At 65.4% G+C, this 18,928-nt stretch carries 17 protein-coding genes and 1 pseudogene; 16 read left to right on the plus strand and 2 right to left on the minus strand.

The genetic code is table 11. The annotated features are described in order from the left end of the window. Positions 1-136: 136 nt before the first annotated feature. The 11 genes from IIB36_04005 (at position 137) to IIB36_04055 (ending at position 12,808) form a co-directional block, all read left to right on the plus strand. Positions 137-1,351 (plus strand): membrane dipeptidase, encoded by a 1,215-nt coding sequence (locus IIB36_04005; GenBank protein MCH7530911.1) that lies wholly within the window; start codon positions 137-139, stop codon positions 1,349-1,351. After that, positions 1,342-2,031: a hypothetical protein gene (locus tag IIB36_04010; protein MCH7530912.1), complete on the plus strand. Its 690-nt coding sequence runs from the start codon at positions 1,342-1,344 to the stop codon at positions 2,029-2,031. The genes IIB36_04005 and IIB36_04010 overlap by 10 nt, the downstream gene beginning before the upstream one ends. A 94-nt stretch (positions 2,032-2,125) precedes the next feature. Then, positions 2,126-3,544: a hypothetical protein gene (locus IIB36_04015; GenBank protein MCH7530913.1), complete on the plus strand. Its 1,419-nt coding sequence runs from the start codon at positions 2,126-2,128 to the stop codon at positions 3,542-3,544. A gap of 185 nt (positions 3,545-3,729) precedes the next feature. Continuing rightward, a complete protein-coding gene (locus tag IIB36_04020; GenBank protein MCH7530914.1) occupies positions 3,730-4,227 on the plus strand; it encodes a YIP1 family protein in 498 nt (165 codons plus the stop codon). Between the two features lie 47 nt (positions 4,228-4,274). After that, on the plus strand, positions 4,275-6,524 hold the full coding sequence (locus IIB36_04025; protein MCH7530915.1) for an FdhF/YdeP family oxidoreductase: 2,250 nt from the start codon (positions 4,275-4,277) through the stop codon (positions 6,522-6,524). 4 nt (positions 6,525-6,528) lie between these two features. Then, positions 6,529-7,368: a formate dehydrogenase accessory sulfurtransferase FdhD gene (fdhD, locus tag IIB36_04030; protein ID MCH7530916.1), complete on the plus strand. Its 840-nt coding sequence runs from the start codon at positions 6,529-6,531 to the stop codon at positions 7,366-7,368. Beyond that, positions 7,365-7,955, plus strand: coding sequence for a molybdenum cofactor guanylyltransferase (locus IIB36_04035; GenBank protein MCH7530917.1), 591 nt, complete (start codon positions 7,365-7,367; stop codon positions 7,953-7,955). Before fdhD ends, IIB36_04035 begins: the two co-directional genes overlap by 4 nt. Positions 7,956-7,957: 2 nt before the next feature. Continuing rightward, positions 7,958-9,118 (plus strand): DUF5009 domain-containing protein, encoded by a 1,161-nt coding sequence (locus IIB36_04040; GenBank protein ID MCH7530918.1) that lies wholly within the window; start codon positions 7,958-7,960, stop codon positions 9,116-9,118. A gap of 87 nt (positions 9,119-9,205) precedes the next feature. After that, a complete protein-coding gene (locus tag IIB36_04045; GenBank protein MCH7530919.1) occupies positions 9,206-9,697 on the plus strand; it encodes a hypothetical protein in 492 nt (163 codons plus the stop codon). 7 nt (positions 9,698-9,704) lie between these two features. Beyond that, positions 9,705-11,027: an FAD-dependent oxidoreductase gene (locus IIB36_04050; protein ID MCH7530920.1), complete on the plus strand. Its 1,323-nt coding sequence runs from the start codon at positions 9,705-9,707 to the stop codon at positions 11,025-11,027. Beyond that, entirely contained in the window at positions 11,024-12,808 is a 1,785-nt protein-coding gene (locus IIB36_04055; GenBank protein MCH7530921.1) for a PAS domain S-box protein, read from the plus strand. Before IIB36_04050 ends, IIB36_04055 begins: the two co-directional genes overlap by 4 nt. Here the strand turns inward: IIB36_04055 and IIB36_04060 are convergent. Both IIB36_04060 and IIB36_04065 read right to left on the minus strand, forming a co-directional pair. Further along, on the minus strand, positions 12,805-14,406 hold the full coding sequence (locus IIB36_04060; protein MCH7530922.1) for a glycerol-3-phosphate dehydrogenase/oxidase: 1,602 nt from the start codon (positions 14,404-14,406) through the stop codon (positions 12,805-12,807). The two genes, IIB36_04055 and IIB36_04060, sit on opposite strands and share 4 nt — an antisense overlap. A 50-nt stretch (positions 14,407-14,456) precedes the next feature. Then, positions 14,457-15,215, minus strand: coding sequence for a glycerophosphodiester phosphodiesterase (locus IIB36_04065; protein ID MCH7530923.1), 759 nt, complete (start codon positions 15,213-15,215; stop codon positions 14,457-14,459). Positions 15,216-15,410: 195 nt separating this feature from the next. Between IIB36_04065 and IIB36_04070 the strand changes: the two are divergent. The 5 genes and pseudogenes from IIB36_04070 to IIB36_04090 all read left to right on the plus strand — a co-directional run bounded on the left by IIB36_04070 (position 15,411) and on the right by IIB36_04090 (position 18,614). Next, positions 15,411-15,659: pseudogene (locus IIB36_04070) on the plus strand (sigma-70 family RNA polymerase sigma factor). Between the two features lie 70 nt (positions 15,660-15,729). Next, positions 15,730-15,954, plus strand: a complete 225-nt coding sequence (locus IIB36_04075; protein ID MCH7530924.1) for a sigma-70 family RNA polymerase sigma factor — start codon at positions 15,730-15,732, stop codon at positions 15,952-15,954. Further along, positions 15,951-16,673: a zf-HC2 domain-containing protein gene (locus IIB36_04080; protein ID MCH7530925.1), complete on the plus strand. Its 723-nt coding sequence runs from the start codon at positions 15,951-15,953 to the stop codon at positions 16,671-16,673. The genes IIB36_04075 and IIB36_04080 overlap by 4 nt, the downstream gene beginning before the upstream one ends. Before the next feature lies 1 nt (position 16,674). Then, the gene (locus tag IIB36_04085; protein MCH7530926.1) at positions 16,675-17,523 is read left to right on the plus strand and encodes a hypothetical protein; all 849 of its coding nucleotides are present in this window, start codon (positions 16,675-16,677) and stop codon (positions 17,521-17,523) included. Positions 17,524-17,555: 32 nt separating this feature from the next. Then, positions 17,556-18,614 carry a DUF4097 family beta strand repeat protein gene (locus IIB36_04090; protein ID MCH7530927.1) on the plus strand — a complete coding sequence of 353 codons (1,059 nt, stop codon included), beginning with the start codon at positions 17,556-17,558 and terminating at the stop codon, positions 18,612-18,614. Positions 18,615-18,928: the final 314 nt, after the last annotated feature.

The raw sequence follows: 18,928 nt of genomic DNA on the forward strand, positions 1-18,928 counted from the left end.
TGCGAGCTCCGACGAGTGATATGCGACGAGTGATATTGGACGACCGCAAGAGGGGGCCCGCGCGCCGACCCGGCAATGGCCTCGGCAAACCCGACACCCCAGGTTGTGGCTTTCACCGGCACAATGAGGATGAGGAATGAGCCTACATAAGCGATATGCAGGATATCGGTCTTTCGCCTACCTCGAGGCGGGGGCCGACTACGAGCGTTTCGAGCTCGCGGACGAGGTGGAGCGGGTGCCGCCGTATCGCTTCCCGCTCAGCGATGAAGAGGAAGCACGTGTGCGCGACCTCGCGGAGCGCTTCCCGTTCGTGTCGATGCACGAGCACCTCGGCGTCTTCCCGGACCGAATCGAGCAGACCCCGGAGTACGCCCGCCACGGGCGCATGGCCACGGCGTTCGAAGGATTGGCGCATTCATATTGGGATTGCGTCTTCGACAACTTGATGGACGGGATCTGCAGAATCCACTCGTCTTCAGGCTGGCAGTGGGACGACGTGTTGCACGACCTGGGTATGCGCCTGTGTGACCTCGCGCATCAGGATTTCGTCTTCCACTGCACGCGGGCGGACGACGTTCAGCGGGCGCATGACGAGGGGCGCGTCGCATGGGTCGCGACGTTGGAGGGGGCGGCGATGATCGAGCACGAGCTCGACCGGATCGACCTCCTTCACGGCTTTGGACTGCGCTCGCTCGGGATCACCTACTCCGAGTCGAACGCGCTCGGAAACGGGCTAAAAGAAGACCGTGACGGCGGACTGACCAAGTTCGGAAAGCGGGCGGTCGAGCGTATGAACAAGGTCGGTCTACTCATCGACTGCTCCCATTGCGGTGACCAGACCACGCTCGACACGGTGGAGTGGAGTGAGAAGCCCATCGTCCTCTCACATATCGGCGCGCGGGCGCTGTGGGAATCAAAACGGCTCGCGCCCGACGACGTGCTGGAGGCGGTCGCGGCCAAAGGCGGAGTGATAGGGATCGAGTGCGCGCCGCATACCACGCTCACAAGGAGCAACCGCGTACACAATCTCGACGCGTTCATGGAGCACTTCGAGTACGTGAAGGCGCTGGTGGGCATCGACCACGTGGGCTTCGGTCCGGACACGGTGTACGGAGATCATGTCGGGTTACACCACACATACATGGCGGCGCTCTCGATCGAGGAGTCCAAGGGCAAGGGCCAGCCGGGGCAGGAATACGACGAGGTCGAGTACGTCGAGGGGCTGGAGAATCCGACCGAGGGTTCGCACAACACAGTGCGCTGGCTCGTGAGGAACCGGTATTCGGACGAGGACATCGAGAGGGTCATGGGTGGAAACGCGCTGCGCGTGATGAGAGACGCGTGGGCCTGAGCACGCCTCTGCTCGCGGTGCTCATCGTCGCAGTGGCGATTCCCGCCTCGGCGCAGACTACCGTCCGGTCGGTGCGCCTCTACGCGGATCTGAGCCCGGACGACGGCGGGGCCGAAGTCCGCGTCGAGTACGTGCTCGACGTACGAGGGACGCCAGAGCTGCGATTCGAGTTGCTCGGTTTCGGTTCCGCGACCACCGACTTGTTCTGGCTTGGTGAAGAGCGCACGGGAACCCGGATCCAGCTCGATACCGAGACCGGCTCGATGCGGGCGGCAAGCTTTACGCTGAGTTTCGCCGAGACCGGCGAGCCGTATCACCTCGTCGGAGTGTATCGGATCGCGGAGGCCGTGCAGCGCGATGGAGAAGATGTCCGCGTGCGCGTCCCGGTGCTCTCCGTCGCGTTCCCGCCGACCGACGGCGTTCCCGACCTGTTCCGCGCGGAGCTCAGGCTCCCGCCTGCCTGGTCGGTCGCCGAGGGCTTCCCGACGGGGCTCGAGGCCGACGGTGAGGGTCTGTACGTAGTCGATCTGCCCGTGGTGCCGTCCGTCATCAGCCTACGGGGACGCGCCGACGGCGCGTGGCGTCCTGGGCTACCTCTCCTGATCGACGTGCTGATCGGTGCGATCCTGCTCGCGTTCGGCTTCATGGGTTGGCGCCACGTCAAGAGAGCTGCGTCGTGACCGGGCGACCCGGCTTGATCTTCTACGGACTCTTCCTGGTCTGTGGCGCGATCGTCGTCGCCTACGCGCTGTGGATGATCTGGGAAGAGCGCAGGTGACTCCCCAGATCTGGGTCTTCGTCGGCTACTTCTTCGTCTTGTTCGCGATCGGCTGGTACAGTCTTCGCGCGACCCGCAACGAAGAGGACTACTGGATCGCGGGTGGCAATCTCGGCTGGTTCACGGGGGGCGCCACGATGGCGGCGACCCATACGTCGGCGGGCACGTTCGTTGGTACGATCGGCGTCATGTACACGGCTGGCTGGTCATTTGCCTGGGTGCTGCTCGCGATTCCGCTCTCCTATTGGTTCATGGTCGCGGTGCTCGCTCCGCGCTTCACGAAGCAGAAGGAGCTGACGCTCCCCGCCTTCATCGAGACGAGGTACTACGGCAAGGGCATTCGAGGGCTGGCCGGCGGCATCATCCTCGTTGCCACCGTCGTCTACATCCAGGCGCAGATCGTCGCCGCGGGGCTCATCGCGCACACGGTGTTCGGGATCCCGGCAGCCTGGGGCATGGTGGGATTCACGGTCATCCTGCTGGCGTACACGGTGGTCGGCGGAATGATCGCCGTGGTCTACACAGATGCGTTCCAGCTCATCGTCATGAGCCTCGGTGCGCTCTTTGCCGTCCCTCTCGCGCTCAGGCAGGTGGGCGGCTTCGGCGAGCTGCTCTCGCTTGTCGAATCGGCCCATCCCCTCGTCTTTACGTGGGAGACGATGCCCGCGACGCTCCTGCTCACGATGGGACTTTCGTTCTTCCTGGGTGGCATTGCGACACCTGAAAAGTTGATCCGGCTCTACGCGATGAAGGACATGCACACGATCCGGCGAGGGATCCTCTTCGCGATCATCATGATCCTCTCGCTGAACCTGCTGGTCTTCATGCTCGCGTTGTGCGCGATCGTTCTCTTCCCGGAGCTTCCGACCGGGGACCTCGCGATGCCGATGGTGGCGACGGCGGTGCTCCCGGTCACGCTGGGCGCGATCATGCTCGCGGCGATCACCGCGGCGATGATGTCCACCGTCGACTCGCTCTTGATCGTCGCGGGCTCCGCGCTGTCGGTCGACATATACCAGAACCTGGTCGATCCGGACGTCACACCCGAGCGTCGGATGTGGATCGGTCGCGTTGGGATCCTCGTCGTCGGATCGGTTCCCGTGATCCTGTTGCTGAGCGGCGTCGGGGAAGGCGAGCTCGTGCAGTTCATCGTCTTGCTCTTCACGGCCTTGATGGCCGCGGCGTTCGTCATGCCGGTCGTTGGGGGCGTGGTGTGGCGAAGGGCCACCAAGGAGGGCGCCGCCGCTGCCATGGTCGGAGGTGTAGTCGCGACGTTCCTGTGGGAGATCTTCGGCGCCTCTTCCGTTGAACCGGTGCTCTTGGGCTTCCTCGTGTCGGCGGCCTTGTTCATCGGCGTGAGTCTGGTGACTGCACCGCCCCCGGAACGCGCGTTGGAGCCGTATTTCGACGCTTGACACATGGCTTGACACGTGCGAAGAGCGGGGCGAGGGTGCGTGCTCGCAGACTCCGACACCATCGCCGGAGTGGTTGCCTCGATAGCTTTTTCTTGGGGCGTGGGGAATGCTCCTGGCGGGTGCCCTTTTGATTCGGCAGACTCTACCACGGGCTGCTAGGCACACCCTTCTGCGGGAGTACTGACATGACCGAGGCGACGAGCTCTTTTGTCGAGCGGATGGTTGGGGCGACGTTCCTCAGCGTCGACACGTTCGAAGAAGTCGAGCACGATCAGAATGCGACCGGTCAGGCGGCGATGGTGGTCGCGATCGTTGCGGTCGCGCGCGGGATCGGAGCGTCGGGCAGCGGGCTGATGGCCGCTTCGCTCGCTGCGGTGGGCGCCCTCGTCATCTGGGGGGTGTGGGCCGGCATCTGTTACCTGGTCGGGGTCCACATCTTCGGCGGAAATGCGACCTGGGGCGAGCTCCTGAGGACGCTTGGTTTCGCGCAGGCCCCGGGAATCCTGTGGATCTTTGCGTTCATTCCGATCCTTGGTTGGCCGCTTTACGCATTGCTCCCCCTGTGGGTGGCTGTGGCGGGCTTCATCGCGATTCGTCAGGCGCTCGATATCGGCAACATCAAGACCGTGCTGACGATCTTGGTCGGCCTCGGTGTGAGCGGTTTTCTCGAGCGTCTCCTCTAGCTACTCATAGCTACTCGCCTCCGCCGCCACAGCGAAAAGCGCCCCATATGGAATTCGGCTGGAATCCGTCGACGTGGGTCTCTCCTATACCGTTCGGTCTCGGGCAGCAGAAACCGAAACACTTCCGCGACATGGCTCGCGTCTGGTGGAAGAACCGGGACCAGCTCGAGTACGCGACCAGGATCTTGAAGGACGGCGTGTGCGACGGTTGTGCGCTTGGCACCACCGGCATCCACGACTTCACGCTGGACGGGATCCACCTCTGCTCGGTTCGCCTCGAGCTGCTCCGACTGAACACGATGCCCGCGCTCGATCCGGCGACGCTGAGCGATGTGGACTCAGTCGCAGGACTCGACGGCGAAGGCCTGAGGAATCTGGGGCGGATTCCGGTCCCGATGATGCGGCGGAGGGGAGAGCCCGGCTTCCAACGCCTCTCGTGGGACGCCGCGCTCGCACTGATCGCGGATCGCGTTCGCGGCATGGACCCCAGACGCCTCGCTTTCTACCTGACCTCTCGCGGCATCACCAATGAGGTGTACTACGGAGTGCAGAAGGTCGCGCGTTTCCTGGGCACCAACAACGTCGACAACTCCGCCCGCGTCTGTCACGCGCCGAGCACCACCGCCTTGAAGCGCTCGATCGGGTACGCCGCCTCGACGTGCTCCTACAGCGATTGGATCGGGACCGATCTGCTCGTGTTCTTCGGCTCGCATGTCGCCAACAATCAACCGGTTGCGACGAAGTACATGTACCGCGCCAAGGAAAAGGGCACACGCATCGTCGTCGTGAACCCGTACCGTGAGCCTGCGATGGAGCGGTATTGGATTCCGTCGATCCTCGACAGCGCGCTCTTCGGCACCAAGCTGGCCGACGACTTCGTGCAGGTGCACCAGGGTGGCGACGTCGCGTTTCTCAACGGCGTGCTCAAGCACCTCATCGCCACGGACGGAGTCGACCGCGAATTCATCGACCGACACACCGAGGGTTTCACGGAGCTCGAGGGCGAGCTGGCGGGGCAGTCGTGGTCGGAGCTCGAGCGCTTCAGCGGTGTGACACGGGAAGGCATGACCGACTTCGCCGAGACCGTGGCGAAGGCGCGGAGCGCGGTGTTCATCTGGAGCATGGGCATTACGCAGCACCGCTTTGGAGTCGACAACGTACAGGCCATCATCAACCTCGCCTTGGCTCGCGGCTTCCTCGGGAGGGAGAAGTGTGGGCTCATGCCGATCCGAGGCCACAGCGGGGTGCAGGGCGGCGCCGAGGTCGGGGCGGTACCGTGGTCGTTCCCGGGTGGTCGAGCCGTCACCGCACAGAGCGCCGCGGAGATGTCCGAGCTGTGGGGCTTCGACGTGCCCGAGTGGCGCGGCCTCACTGCCGTCGAGACGGTGCACGCGGCGCACCGGCGCGAGATCGACGTGCTGTGGGCGATCGGTGGTGACTATCTGCATACGCTGCCGGACCCCGCGTACTGCAGGGAGGCGCTGCGGCGAGTTCCCCTGCGCGTGCACCAGGACATCGTTCTCGCACACCAGATGTTCGTCGAGCCCGAAGACGTCGTCGTTCTGCTGCCTGCCACGACGCGCTACGAGCAGCCGGGTGGCGGAACCGCGACGGCTACCGAGCGTCGGATCTACTTCTCTCCGGAAATCCCCGGTCCCCGCATCGAGGAGGCCCGCTCCGAGTGGGAGGTGCTCGTGGATCTGGCCGCCCGAGTCGACCCGGATCGCGCGTACCTTCTCGGACTGACGGATGCGTCCGCGGTGCGGCATGACATCGCGCGGGCGGTGCCGTTCTACCGGGGCATCGAGCGGCTGTCCGCAGCCGGCGATGCGATCCAGTGGGGCGGCCCACGCCTCTGTGAAGGCGGACGCTCCGCGCTCCCGGGCGGCCGTTCCCGATTCCACCCGGTGCATCCCGCGGAGCTGGATATCCCGGAGGGCTGGTTCCATTTGAGCACGCGGCGCGGCAAGCAGTTCAACTCGATGATCCAGGCGCGGCTCGATCCGCTCACTGGCGGAGCGCGGGACGACGTCTTCATGGCCGCTGCCGACGCCGCACGCCTCGGACTGGAGGACGGTGACGCGGTTACTCTGCGGTCCGATGTGGGCTCGTTCTCCGGCCGCTGCCGCATCGCCCCCATGAAGGAGCGCAACCTCCAGGTCTACTGGCCCGAGGCGAACCCCATGATCCGGCGTGACGTCGTGGAGCCCGAGTGTGGGATCCCGGACTTTACGGCGATCGTGGAGGTCGTGCGGGCTGAGGCGGCGCGTGGGGCGGCACGCGAGGCAGCGGACTGACGTGATTGGACGGAGGAGCCCCACCTGCTCCGTACGCGTCGCGCGGCACCGTGACGGGCGCGTGGTTCGGCAAAAGGACACACTCACCGTAGAAGAGCCGCTCGAGATCCGAGTCTCGTGGACGGAAGGCGAGCTTCGTCGCGTCGAGCCCGTCGCGGTCACTATGCGCACGCCGGGCGATGACTTCGAGCTCGTCGCCGGGTTCCTCCACGGCGAGGGCGTCGTCCCGACGACTGACGACCTCCACGAACTGACGTATTGTCGTGGCGACGAGGCTCAGGAGTACAACATCGTCGAGGCCCGTCTGCGCGCTGGGGTCCCGTTCGACGTTGACAGCATGCGTCGCAACGTCTTCACATCGTCGAGTTGTGGCATCTGCGGCAAGGCATCGATCGAAGCCGTGCAAGCGACCGGTTGCTCGATTCTGCCCACGGGATTCCAAGTCTCCGGCGCGCTTTTGCCCAAGCTGCCCGATCGGCTGCTGGCAGGGCAGCGCGTCTTCGCTCGCACGGGAGGGATTCACGCCGCGGGTCTCTTTCAGGCGGACGGATCCTCGGACGTACTTCGCGAAGACGTCGGCCGTCACAATGCGGTGGACAAGGTGCTCGGGCACACGCTGCTCGCCAGGGCACTCCCGTGCCACGACCGAGTGCTGGTCGTGAGCGGGCGCGCCTCGTTCGAGATCGTGCAAAAGGCGCTCATGGCCGAGGTCCCGGTACTCGTCGCGGTAGGGGCGCCGTCGAGCCTGGCCGTCGATCTCGCGAGCCGGTTCCACCAAACCCTCGTCGGCTTCGCGCGCGATGGCGGCTTCAACGTGTACTGTGGGGCCGAGCGCGTCAGGTGAGGCTCCTGGGTGCCGTACTCGCGGGTGGGCAAAGCCGCCGCTACGGACGCGACAAGGCGATGGAGCTCGTGTGCGGGGTGCCGATGCTGCACCGCGCGATTCATGCGCTCGAGGCCGTGACGGATGAAGTCGTAGTCATCTCGTCCAACCACGCTGAGCTCCCCAAGGGGATCAGGGCACTCCCTGACGTGAGGCCCGGGCACGGGCCTTTGGGTGGGCTACACACTGCGTTGTTGGAGGCCGAGGCGTGCCAGTTGCACGCCGTGCTGCTCCTCGCGTGTGATCTCCCTCTCGTAAGTGAGCGGGTCATCGCTCGGATTGCGGCACACGCCGAGACGTCGTTGGCGGCTGCGCCGAGCCGACCCGGTGGCGTCGAGCCACTCTGTGCCGTCTATGGCTGCGCTGCGCTGCCATTGGTGTCGGAACGACTCGATGGTCCCGACCTTTCGTTGCACTCGCTCTTCCGCGCGCTCGAGGGTCGGGAGCTGGACCTGGCGTCGCTCGGCCTGGAGACCGGCGCGACCTTTTTGAACGTGAACACACCGGACGACCTCGTGAGGGCGCATCTCCACGACGATTTGGAGTGAGCATGGCCGAGAGTGCGACCCTCGACGCAAGCGCCACGCCGCCTGCGTCGGCGTCGCTGCCGTCGTCCGCCCGCTTGGTCTCCCTCGACGCGTTCCGCGGCCTGACGATCGCGGGCATGATCCTCGTCAACAATCCAGGGAGCTGGGCGTATGTGTACCCCCCGCTCGCGCACGCCGAGTGGCACGGGTGGACCCCTACCGACCTGATTTTCCCGTACTTCCTTTTCATCGTCGGCGTGGCGATCCCGCTCTCTTTCCGACGCCGACTCGCGGAGGGCGTGCCGCGGACCGTCCTTCTTCGTCACGTCGCGCGCAGATCGCTACTACTCATCGCGATCGGTTTGCTGATGCGAGCGGTGCCCAGCTTCGACTTCACCGAAATGCGGTGGGCCGGCGTTCTTCAGCGCATCGGACTCGTATACTTGGCCGCCGCCGGCCTTTATCTGTGGTTGAAGCCGAGCGGGCGCTGGGTCGCCACGGGGGGCCTGCTGCTGCTCTACTGGGGCTTGATGGCGCTGGTGCCCGTTCCTGGGTACGGCGCCGGGGACCTCTCGGCCGACGGCAATCTCGCAGCCTACCTGGACCGGATGCTCATGGGTGGGCATCTGTGGCAGGAGAGCTGGGATCCCGAGGGACTTCTGTCAACGATGCCCGCTGTCGTGACCTCCCTGCTCGGCATCTTCACGGGAGAGTGGCTACTGCGGGACCAAAAAGGTTTGGTGCAAACCCGCGGCATGTTGGTCGCCGGCGCCGGGTTTGTGGCTCTGGGGCTCGTGTGGGATCTCGTCTTCCCGATCAACAAGAACCTTTGGACGAGCTCGTACGTGCTCTTCACGGCCGGCACCGCGCTGCTCCTCTTCGGGATCATGTATTGGGCGATCGACGTAAAACGGTGGCGGGGATGGTGGCTTGTTCCACTCGTGGTGTATGGCATGAACTCGATCGCCGTGTACGTGGCGTCCGGCATGGTCACCAAGATGATGGTTCGAGTCCGGGTCGGGGGCGACGGTGGCACCTCGTTGTACGCATGGATTTACGAGAACGTCTTCCGCTCCTGGGCAGGGGACTACAACGGATCATTGTCCTTTGCCGTCTCCTATGTGATCCTCTGGTTGGCCCTGATGTGGATCCTCCATCGGCGCCGGATCTACATCAAGATCTGACCGTCTCGGACCTTCATCCTCGGCTTGCCGGTTCGGCCCGCACCGCCTCATCTTGCAACCTTCCCTCTCACTCAATGGCAGAGCACGATGATTCCGTCCAAACATCTGACGTTCGTAACATTGCTGGCTCTCGCGGGTTGCGCGGGCAGCACGACTGTCGCGCAGGGACCCTCCCCCGCCGGCGACTCCCCCGGGGCCGCTGCGGTCACCGCGGATAGCGGCGGCGGCGCAGCAACCGGCGCGGACGCCGCTCCCGCCACGTCGGCGCTCGGTTTTTCGACGGCTCAGGCCGACCGAGGCCGAAACGTCTTTCGTTCGACCTGTACCGAGTGCCACTACTCGAGCGAGTTCAACGACCGCCAGTTCAAGTTCAAGTGGCGGCGGCGCACGGCGGGTGACCTCTTCGAGATGGTGTCGACCCAGATGCCCGAAGATGCGCCCGGAAGCCTGGAGCTCCAGCAATACGCCGACATCGTGGCCTTCGTGCTACGCCTGAACGGCTTCGAAGCGGGCAGCGGCGAGTTGCCACCCGACGCAGCGGCGCTCGAAACGATCAGTCTGGCGCCTTTCGGCAACTAGACGCCGTATGGGCATCGATAGACGCGACTTCCTGAAGGTCGCGACCGCCGGTGCTGGGCTGGCGATTACGGGTACGTCGGCGGTAGCGCAGGAGCTCCGCGCCGGATCCGTGCGCTCACCGCTCGTCCGCTCCGGCCAGGCTCCCGATATCGTAGTCGTAGGGGCCGGGAACTTCGGGAACTGGACGGCGCTCCATCTGCAGAGGATGGGAGCGAAGGTCACGCTGCTCGACCAGTACGGCCCGGGGAATTCGCGCTCGGCGTCGGGCGGAGAGACCCGCGGTGTGCGCTCGAGCTACGGTGATGTCCCGCATGGTCTGCAGTGGGGCGGTTGGGCAGTGCGCGCGATGGAGAAGTGGAAGGCGTGGGACGAGCAGTACGCCGACGCGATGCTGCCCAAGCTCTTCTACACGACGGGCGACATCATCATGCGGGACCAGATGACGCCATTCCTCGAACAGACTGTAGCCAACTGGGACGTGCTCGGGCGCGACTATGAGGTCCTGACCGCGGACGAGGTGCGGTACCGCTGGCCGGTCCTCCACACACCGGACGTCAACGTCGCGATCTACGAGCCCGATGCGGGCGTCGTTCGGGCGAGGCGAGCGATGGAGTCTGTCGCTCAGGTCTTCCAGCAGGAGGGGGGAGAGATCCGGATTGGGCGTGTCTCGCTGGGGCGGATCGAGGGCCGCCGCGTCTCGGACGTACAGCTCGAAGGCGGCGACCGCATCAGCGGGGGTATTTTCGTATTCGCGCTCGGTCCGTGGTTCCCGAAGTTCTTCCCCGCGCTCATGGGCAAGCGCTTGAACGTGAGCACGCTCGGGCATGTCTATTACTTCTCGACGCCTCCGGGCGACGAGTCGTATCGGCACCCCAACTGTCCGAGCTACAACTTCCCGGGCGTAACCGGATGGCCGGCCTTACCCAGCGACTCCCGCGGATTCCGCATTCGCACCGGCGGTCACAGCGGCGATGACCCGGATACGAGCATCCGGTGGGTCGACGCAGAATCACACGCCAGGCCACGGCAAATCCTCGCCAAGTACTTTCCGGCGCTCGCAGAGCGCTCGATCAACGAGACCCGGGCGTGTCACTACACCCAGACGGTGAGCAGGAACTTCATCATCGACGAGCACCCGGACTACGACAATGGATGGCTCGCGGGCGGCGGCTCGGCGGAGTCGTTCAAGCAAGGTCCCGTTCTGGGCGAGTACATCGCGGGTCGTATCATGGGTACGGAGAACGACCAGGAGCTCAACGACAGTTTCCGCCTTCTCGAAGAGGAGTTCTCGGAGGACGCAGGCCGCCGGCGGCGGGGACGTCTTGGATGAGCCCAACCCGTTCGGCGGCAGGTCACCGAAACGGTAGCCCCCAGAAGACGCGCGCCCGCATGGCACTCGCTTTTGTCGCGGTCGCGCTCATCGCGCTGGCGATTGTGCCGATCTATCTCGGGCAACGCGCCGCGCGGGCGCAGGAACAGATCACCGAGCACCTCCAGCCGGCGCTGCTGGCGAGCGCGGAGCTGTCGCTCGCCCAAGCTCGCCTGGTGGACCTCCTTCAGCGATTCCTGCCAGCCGGCGAAGGATCGTATCGAACGCAGTACAACGCTGCGGTAGTGCGTGAGGACAGCCTCTACGTCGACCTGGCCGATAGGGTTCGTGCCATGGATTTCGATGTCCGTGAGCGCCTGGCCCAACTCTCGGCGGAGTCGGCGCGTTGGCACTTCGAGAACCGTAGGGTCTTCGACGCGCCGGACGACGCCGTTGTCCGCCGGGCGCTCGCCGCGGAGAGTCTGGCCGCTTTCGACAATCTCCGGCGCGCTACACGAGTGCTAGAACGCGCCATCGAGAGCCAAGTCAACGAGGGCAGACGCAAGACTGCCCGCACGATACGCCTCCAGTTTTGGATCACGCTCGGTCTGGCCCTCGTCGCCCTCGCTTCGACGCTCGTGATCGGACTCGTGAGTCGACGGCTTCGGGGCCTCATGGCGGAAGGCGAAGAGCGTCGCTCGGAGGCAGTGCGAGCTCGGCGCGAGATCGACGCGCTGCTCGAGGCGACGGGAGATGGTGTTCTGGGAATCGACCTCGACGGGAAGTGCACGTCGCTGAACCGGGTAGGGTGTGCGCTTCTGGGCTTCACCGAACGCGAGATCCGGGGTCGCGATATGCACGACCTGGTCCATCACTCCACCGCCGACGGAGAGCCCCGAGACCGCACGGATTCGCCGATCCTTGCGGCGCTTCACGCGGGAGGCCGTGTGGATTCCGACGACAACGACGTGCTGTGGCGCTGCGAGGGGACGTCGTTCCCGGCCCGTTGGTCGTTGCATCCGCTGGTCGATGGCGTGGAGCTGCGCGGCGCGGTCCTGACTTTCGCGGACGTCAGCGAGATTCGGGAGAAGGAGGCCGCTCTTCGCCGCGCCATTCAGCAGCGCGAGGAGGTCGTCTCGATCGTCTCGCACGACCTCCGCAACCCCTTGGGTGTCGTAGCGGCCGCCGCCGACCTGCTCGTAGATCTGCCGTTGGATGAGGACGAGCGTCGCAAGCAAGCGCAGATCATCGCGCGATCCGCCGGCCGCATGGGTCGGCTCATCGAGGCGCTGCTCGATGTAGCGCGTATCGAAGCGGGAGCGTTCGTCGTGCGTCCTTCCGCCGAGCACGTGCGCCCGATCCTGGATGAGGCCAGAGAGCTTTTCGAGGCTCAGGCTAAGCTCGCCGGCATCGAGCTGCTGGTGGAGGTCGCTTCGCAGGTGCCCCAGGCCAGAATGGACCGGGACCGCATGCTCCAGGCGCTCGCGAACCTGCTCGACAACGCGCTCCGGTTCACACCGCCCGGCGGCTCCGTGACGCTCGGGGGCACGGAGCATGACGGGCGGGTGGTGCTCTCGGTGTCCGACACCGGTGAAGGGATCGCGCCCGAAGCACTCGACCGGCTCTTCGACCGCTTCTGGCAGACCGCCGGACACGGTGGAGCCGGCCTCGGTCTCGCGATCGTCCGGGGCATCGTGGAGGCGCACGGCGGTGTCGTCGAAGTGGACTCGGAGCCGGGGACGGGGACCACGTTCCGGCTGTTGCTACCGGTGGCTCATGTCTCGGCCGAGACGAACGCTTAGCCAGCAGGTACCCGGTGCTCGTCAGCGTACGCCCGGTAGCGCTCTACCTCAGCGCTTCTTCGCGCCTCGTCCCAGCCCAACAGGGACCCCATGATCTCAGCAGCTTCACCGGCCCCGGCGAGTCCGAAGTCGGGGGAAAAGAGGAGCAGGGCACTGCGCCGGTCCATGAAGTCGATGAGAGTCGAGGCCATCTCTCGTTCCACCGCGAGTTTCACCTCGCCCCGCACGGCCGGTACCCCAGCTCCGAGCGGCTCCAGCCATCCCGGGTCGGTCTCTGCGAGGGCCAGCAGATGGTGGAGCTGACGGCCGTAGAGCCATCGTAGCCGTTGGACCGTCGTCTCGGTCAACCCTGCCGCCAAGAGACGCTCCGTTGCCTGGGACTCAAAGTCCATGATATCGCCTTCGGGGGCTCCCGGAAGCGGGACAGTAGCCGTCCGGACCTCGTCGCGTGGCGGTGGTCCCAGCACTTCTCGCACCTCGTCGATGGCGCGCTCGGCCATGCGACGATACGTGGTGAGTTTCCCCCCCGCGATCGTCACGAGGCCGTCAGGGCCGGACCAGACTTCGTCCTCTCTCGAGGTGTCGCGGGTCGTCTTGCCTTCTTCTTCGATGAGCGGACGGATCCCGGCCCAGGTGGCGAGCACGTGCTCGATGCGTAGCGCTGCGTCGGGAAAGCAGTCCTGGACCATCTCGAGCAGCTCGAGCACCTCATCCCGGGTCGCTCGAGGAGTATCCAATGGCCCGTCGTACTTCGTGTCGCTCGTTCCGACGTACACGTAGTCCAGTCGGCGCATCACGAGTCCCCTGCGACCCGAGGTCGACTTGAGGAAGGCCGCGCCCTCGATCGGCAATCGTTCCGCCGATAGCAACAGGTGGATGCCCTTGCTCGGTCGCAGCGGCGTTCCTACCGGCATGTCCGCGTTTCGCAGCACCTCTTCGGCCCAGGGCCCGCACGCGTTGACGACGCATCGCGCCTCGACGTCGAAGACATCCCCGGTCAGGCGGTCCTCGACGCGGGCACCTCGCACCCCTCCCGTGTCGTTCATCAGAAAGCGATCGAAGGCCGCATGATTCGCGACTAAAGCCCCGTGCTCTGCGGCCGAGATCGCGTTCTCCAGCGTTAGACGTGCGTCGTCGGTGATGTACTCCGGGTACTGGACGGCACCCCGGAGCGGTCCCCGCAATCCGGGCAGCCGGGCCCGGACCTCGTGAGGCTCGAGATTCACGTGCTTGTCCTCGTTCGACGCTCCCGCGAGCCAGTCGAACACCGATAGCCCCGCTTTGATCTTGAGCAACGAGTCGGGTGCGAATACCGGATAGAGGAAGTCCAGACGATGGACGAGGTGAGGCGCGATCGAGCGGAGCACTGTCCGTTCTCTCGCGGACTCACGGACCAGTAGGAAGTGCCCATACTCGAGGTAGCGCACGCCGCCGTGAATGATCTTCGAGGAGCGGGAAGACGTGCCGAAGGCGAAGTCTTCCTTGTCGATGAGCGCGACCGACCAGCCCCGCAGCGCAGCGTCCCGGGCGATGCCGCACCCGGTAATGCCGCCACCCAGCACCAGGACGTCGACGCCTTCCGAGCGCATCCGGCGCAATGCGTCAACGCGACCGAGGGGCGAGAAAGGGTGGGGCAACCCACCTTGGCTCACAGCGTGCGCTTCCAATCGAGCAGTGCTTCGACCTCGTTCGTCGTGATGCGCGGAACGCCCATCTGCAGCAGCCTTGAAGCGTCCGACGGATCGTCCACCGTCCATGCCGCCAACGCGATGCCGGCGTCGCGGGCCCGGGAGGCCAGCGACGGGTCGTCGAGCAGAAGCTCAGCCTTGAAGTCGATCAGGGCCGAACGGTCGCCAGTCGCTCTGCGCAAGGCTTCCTCTGCGGACTCGGCGTCGTCGACGATGTACCCAATGCGGAGGGACGCGTCCTGCGAGCGCATCCGGTCGAGCAACGTCCAGTTCAGGGCGATGAAGATCGTACGCTCCTTCTGGCCGGTCTCGGCCGCGAAGCGCACCATCCGGTCCAGGTCCTCCAGTTCGCGGAAACCCTTCACCTCGGCGTATATGCGGGCGACACGGTCCCCGACGTGCTCGAGAGCGTCCCGGAACGCCGGAATCTTTTCCCCTGCGAACTCGGCACCGAACCAACTGCCCGCGTCGAGCCTCTTGAGCTGCTCGACGGTTCGCCGCCGCACGGGACCGACGCCGCTCGTGGTGCGGCTGAGCATCGGGTCGTGGAAGAGCACCGGGTTGCCGTCGCCGGCCGTATGCAGATCGAACTCGATGGCGTCGGCGCCGGCCTCGATCGCGAGGTCGATCGCCGCGAGTGTGTTCTCCGGCGCGCGCGCGCTGTAGCCACGGTGTGCGATCACTTCGGCGGAGCCGTCGAACGCGAAGTCTTCGGTCACGGTCGGCTGAGGTCGAAGGAGTCTATCTGCATGCTGAAACGGCTAGGGTGGAGTAGACTCGGGTGATGGTGTCGGCACGGGACTCCGAACGCAAACACGGTCTCTCCGCGACGTTCCGGCTTCCAACCTAAGGCGTGAGCTTGTTGTCCAACCCTAATGAATAGATGAAGCGTGGATCGAACCGACCGAGGAACCTTGGCCCAACCTGTGCCAGCAGAGCGTGAATCCGCCGACGCACTGCGCGCCGCGGACGGCGATCACGAGGCCTTCGAACGCCTCTATCGCAGTCATGTGGACAGGATCTACTCGTTGGCACTTCGCATGACGGGCGAAGACCTCGCGGAGGACCTGACGCAGGAGGTGTTCATTCGCGCTTGGAAGAAGCTGGGCTCGTTCCGTGGAGATGCGAGGTTCGGGACGTGGCTGCACCGCCTTGCGGTGAACCACATTCTCAGTCGCAGAGAGAGAGACTGTACGGAAGAGAGAGGCCCGGCACGTGACCGGGCAGGGAATCATGGAGCGCATGATCGCGCCACGACGACGTGCCTCGGCAGAGGGGCTGGACATCGAGTCTGCGCTCCAGACGCTGCCGAGCAGGGCGAAGGAGGTGTTCGTGCTATACGACGTCGAAGGCTACGCACACGAAGAGATCGCGGAGATGACAGGGGTGTCGGTGGGCACGTCGAAGTCGCAGTTGCACCGGGCCCGCAAGCTACTTCGGGAGCAGTTGCGCGGATGAGCGAGATACACAACAAATTGGAGGGCCGGCTGTCCGAGTTCCTGGACGGGACGCTCGAGGCGGCCGAGCGGGAAGCTGTCGCCGAGCATCTCGAACAGTGCGGACGGTGTCGGGCCGACTTGGAGGGTCTGCGCGCCGTCTTGGAGCAAGCCCAAGGCCTCCGCACGATGTCCCCGCCGCGTGACCTGTGGCCGGGGATCGCTGCCGCGACCCAGGCGCCGCTCGGACTCGGGACCGTTGAGAGCCAGGTGATCAAGCTGCCGACCGCTCGATGGGGCGCGGCGCGGAAGCCGGTGAGCGCGCTCACCGTCACGCGGCTCCAGCTGGCCGCGGCTGCGACGATCCTGATGGTGTTTTCCGCCGCCATCACTTGGTGGGTCGGTCCGGGCGTTCCGGAGCGCGGCGCGATCGCGGCTGGAGGGGTTCCCACCACCGCCGTGATGGCGAGCGCTGATCTGCCGGGGGCAAGCGAAGGGCTGTCCGCTGAACTGGAGGCGCTGGAAGAGCTGCTGGCTGACGTGAGCGTATCGCTCGATCCGGAGACGGTGCGTGTCCTGAAGAAGAATTTGGGGGTTATCGAGCGTGCCATCGAGGACCTGCGTCGCGCGCTGGCACAGGATCCGGCGAACGAATTCCTGGGCGCGCACCTAGAGCGCGAATACCGACGAAAGCTCAGCTACCTGAGGGAAGCCACCGAGATTGCGCGGTGGTCGAGCTGACATGATCCCGATCCTTCTCGCCTCGGCCGTCCTGGCGACCACTCCCATGGCTGCGGACACGGTCGTCGATCTGTCCCGCGGTGACCGGGTCGTGCTCGAGAATATCGTCGGAGAGGTCCGGGTGGTGACGTGGGACAGGGACCAACTTCAGGTCCGGACTACGGACGACAGCCGGGCGGCACTGGCGGTGCGGCGTTCGGGATCGCGCTTGGAGCTGCGGCCGGACGACAGCAAGGGGCGGCGCCGAGGGGTCGAGGTGGAGATCCGAATTCCCTCCTGGGTCGGCGTCACGATCAGTGGACGCTCGCTCGATGTGCGTGTGAGCGGTGTCGGTGGGGCGTTGGTAATAGCGACGGTGCGGGGGGACGTAAGGGTGGAGAACACGACGGGGAGCGTGACGGTGACGTCGGTGCAGGGCGAGATCGACATCGTCGACGCGAGCGGTGTGATTTCCGCCTCGTCCCAGGGGGATGATGTGCGACTGCGACGGGTGAGCGGTGCCGTACAGGTCCACTCCGGCGGCGGCGATCTGACGCTGACGGACATGGAGGCGCACTCGGTACGCGCCGAGACCCAGGACGGTGACATCACCTTCAGTGGGTCACTGATGAGCGGGGGCGAATACGGCTTCTTTGTGCACGACGGTGATGCGATGATCGCGATCCCGGAGGGCACGGGGGCACGTGTGAAGGCGTCGATCTTCGATGGGGAATTCGTCTCGGACTTTCCCGTGCTGGTCGAACGCTTCAGGGGAGGACGGGAATTCGAGTTCGTGCTGGGTGACGGTGGGGCTCGGCTCGAGATCTCGGTATTCGATGGGGAAATCCGGCTGCGGCGCCAGGGGCGCTGAACAGGGAGGGGAATCACGATGAGAGGAATACGATGAAGATGAAAGAGAGAGGATTGATCGCGCTCGCCGCGATTCTCGCGACTGCCCCGATCTCCGCGCAGGAGGTGCAGCGGGTATCGGGCAGGTCGGTAGCCATATACAACATTGCGGGGCACGTGGAGATGGTGGCCGGGAGCGGCTCCGAGGTCGTAGTGCGAATCGCCCGCCACGGCGACGATGCCGATCGCTTGCGCGTCGAGACGGGAGAGATCCGCGGGAGGGAGACCGTGCGCATCGTCTATCCGGCGCGTGAGGTGGTGTATCCCGAGATGGGCCGCGGGTCCAGCACGACGACGCGCGTTCGCGACGATGGCACGTTCTCCGACAGTGGTCTGCGCAGAGGCGACCAGGTCCGGGTGCGCGGCTCGGGCCGCGGCCTCGAGGCGTGGGCCGACCTCGTGATCGAAGTGCCTCGCGGGCAAGAGATCCACGTTTACCTCGCCGTCGGCACGGTAGAGGCGCGGGACGTGGATGGCGAGATCGATATAGATACGGGTAGCGGAGCGGTGTCCGCAGAGGACATGTCTGGGTCGCTCTCGATCGATACCGGTTCGGGGGCGGTCGCGGTGACGGGCATGGATGGCGACCTGACCGTCGACACGGGCTCGGGCAGCATCAGCGTCTCGGACGTCGTTGCGGGCGAAGTCGACCTCGACACCGGTTCGGGTCGGGTCGTCGGGCGCGGTATCGAGGCTCGCTCACTCGGCGTCGACACCGGTTCGGGTAGCGTGGACCTCGAGCGGATCCGATCCGCCGACGTGACGGTCGATACTGGCTCGGGTTCAGTCGAACTGGAGTTGTTGACGGACATTGAGTCCTTGGACATCGACACGGGTTCGGGCTCGGTCACCGTCTGGGCTCCGTCGAACCTCGGTGCGTCACTCGAGATCGACACAGGCAGCGGCGGAATCGATGTCGACTTTCCGGTCGAGTTGCGGTCGGCCCGGCGTGACAGCATGCGTGGCCGGCTCGGGGACGGTCGTGGGAGGATCGTGATCGACACGGGCTCGGGTTCGATCCGGTTGCTCCGCACGAGAGGCGTGCTGCGCTAGCATGACCACGGCCCGAGTGGACCTAACTATGGCGCGATCGCCAAGGAACATGTAAGGTCTGCGGCTGATAGAGGTAGAGGGATATGGTGCGTGACTCTGCGCTCGGGGCTTCGGAGAGTCGGTGCCGTGGGTCGGGAGCGTTGACCCTACGCATCCATTGTGCATAAAATATCAGGTCCTATACTCTGGCGGTCACGGGGACCCGGACGGTCCAGCCCGCAACCAGCTTGTAGTTCCAGTTCAACAGCGTCCGGTCCCGGTCCGGGCGAGTCCGCTTCGGCGGACAGAATAGTTGGGGGAGACCCCGAGGAGAA

It is taken from the genome of Gemmatimonadota bacterium (assembly GCA_022560615.1).
Classification (GTDB): Bacteria; Gemmatimonadota; Gemmatimonadetes; order Longimicrobiales; family Gaopeijiaceae; genus UBA1138.

Excerpts from the sequence above, each read along its gene's own strand:
- IIB36_04005 (MCH7530911.1), top strand. The coding sequence starts at position 137 with ATGAGCCTACATAAGCGATATGCAGGATATCGGTCTTTCGCCTACCTC.
- IIB36_04020 (MCH7530914.1), top strand. The coding sequence starts at position 3,730 with ATGACCGAGGCGACGAGCTCTTTTGTCGAGCGGATGGTTGGGGCGACG.
- IIB36_04025 (MCH7530915.1), top strand. The coding sequence starts at position 4,275 with ATGGAATTCGGCTGGAATCCGTCGACGTGGGTCTCTCCTATACCGTTC.
- IIB36_04040 (MCH7530918.1), top strand. The coding sequence starts at position 7,958 with ATGGCCGAGAGTGCGACCCTCGACGCAAGCGCCACGCCGCCTGCGTCG.
- IIB36_04045 (MCH7530919.1), top strand. The coding sequence starts at position 9,206 with ATGATTCCGTCCAAACATCTGACGTTCGTAACATTGCTGGCTCTCGCG.
- IIB36_04050 (MCH7530920.1), top strand. The coding sequence starts at position 9,705 with ATGGGCATCGATAGACGCGACTTCCTGAAGGTCGCGACCGCCGGTGCT.
- IIB36_04055 (MCH7530921.1), top strand. The coding sequence starts at position 11,024 with ATGAGCCCAACCCGTTCGGCGGCAGGTCACCGAAACGGTAGCCCCCAG.
- IIB36_04075 (MCH7530924.1), top strand. The coding sequence starts at position 15,730 with ATGGAGCGCATGATCGCGCCACGACGACGTGCCTCGGCAGAGGGGCTG.
- IIB36_04080 (MCH7530925.1), top strand. The coding sequence starts at position 15,951 with ATGAGCGAGATACACAACAAATTGGAGGGCCGGCTGTCCGAGTTCCTG.
- IIB36_04085 (MCH7530926.1), top strand. The coding sequence starts at position 16,675 with ATGATCCCGATCCTTCTCGCCTCGGCCGTCCTGGCGACCACTCCCATG.
- IIB36_04090 (MCH7530927.1), top strand. The coding sequence starts at position 17,556 with ATGAAGATGAAAGAGAGAGGATTGATCGCGCTCGCCGCGATTCTCGCG.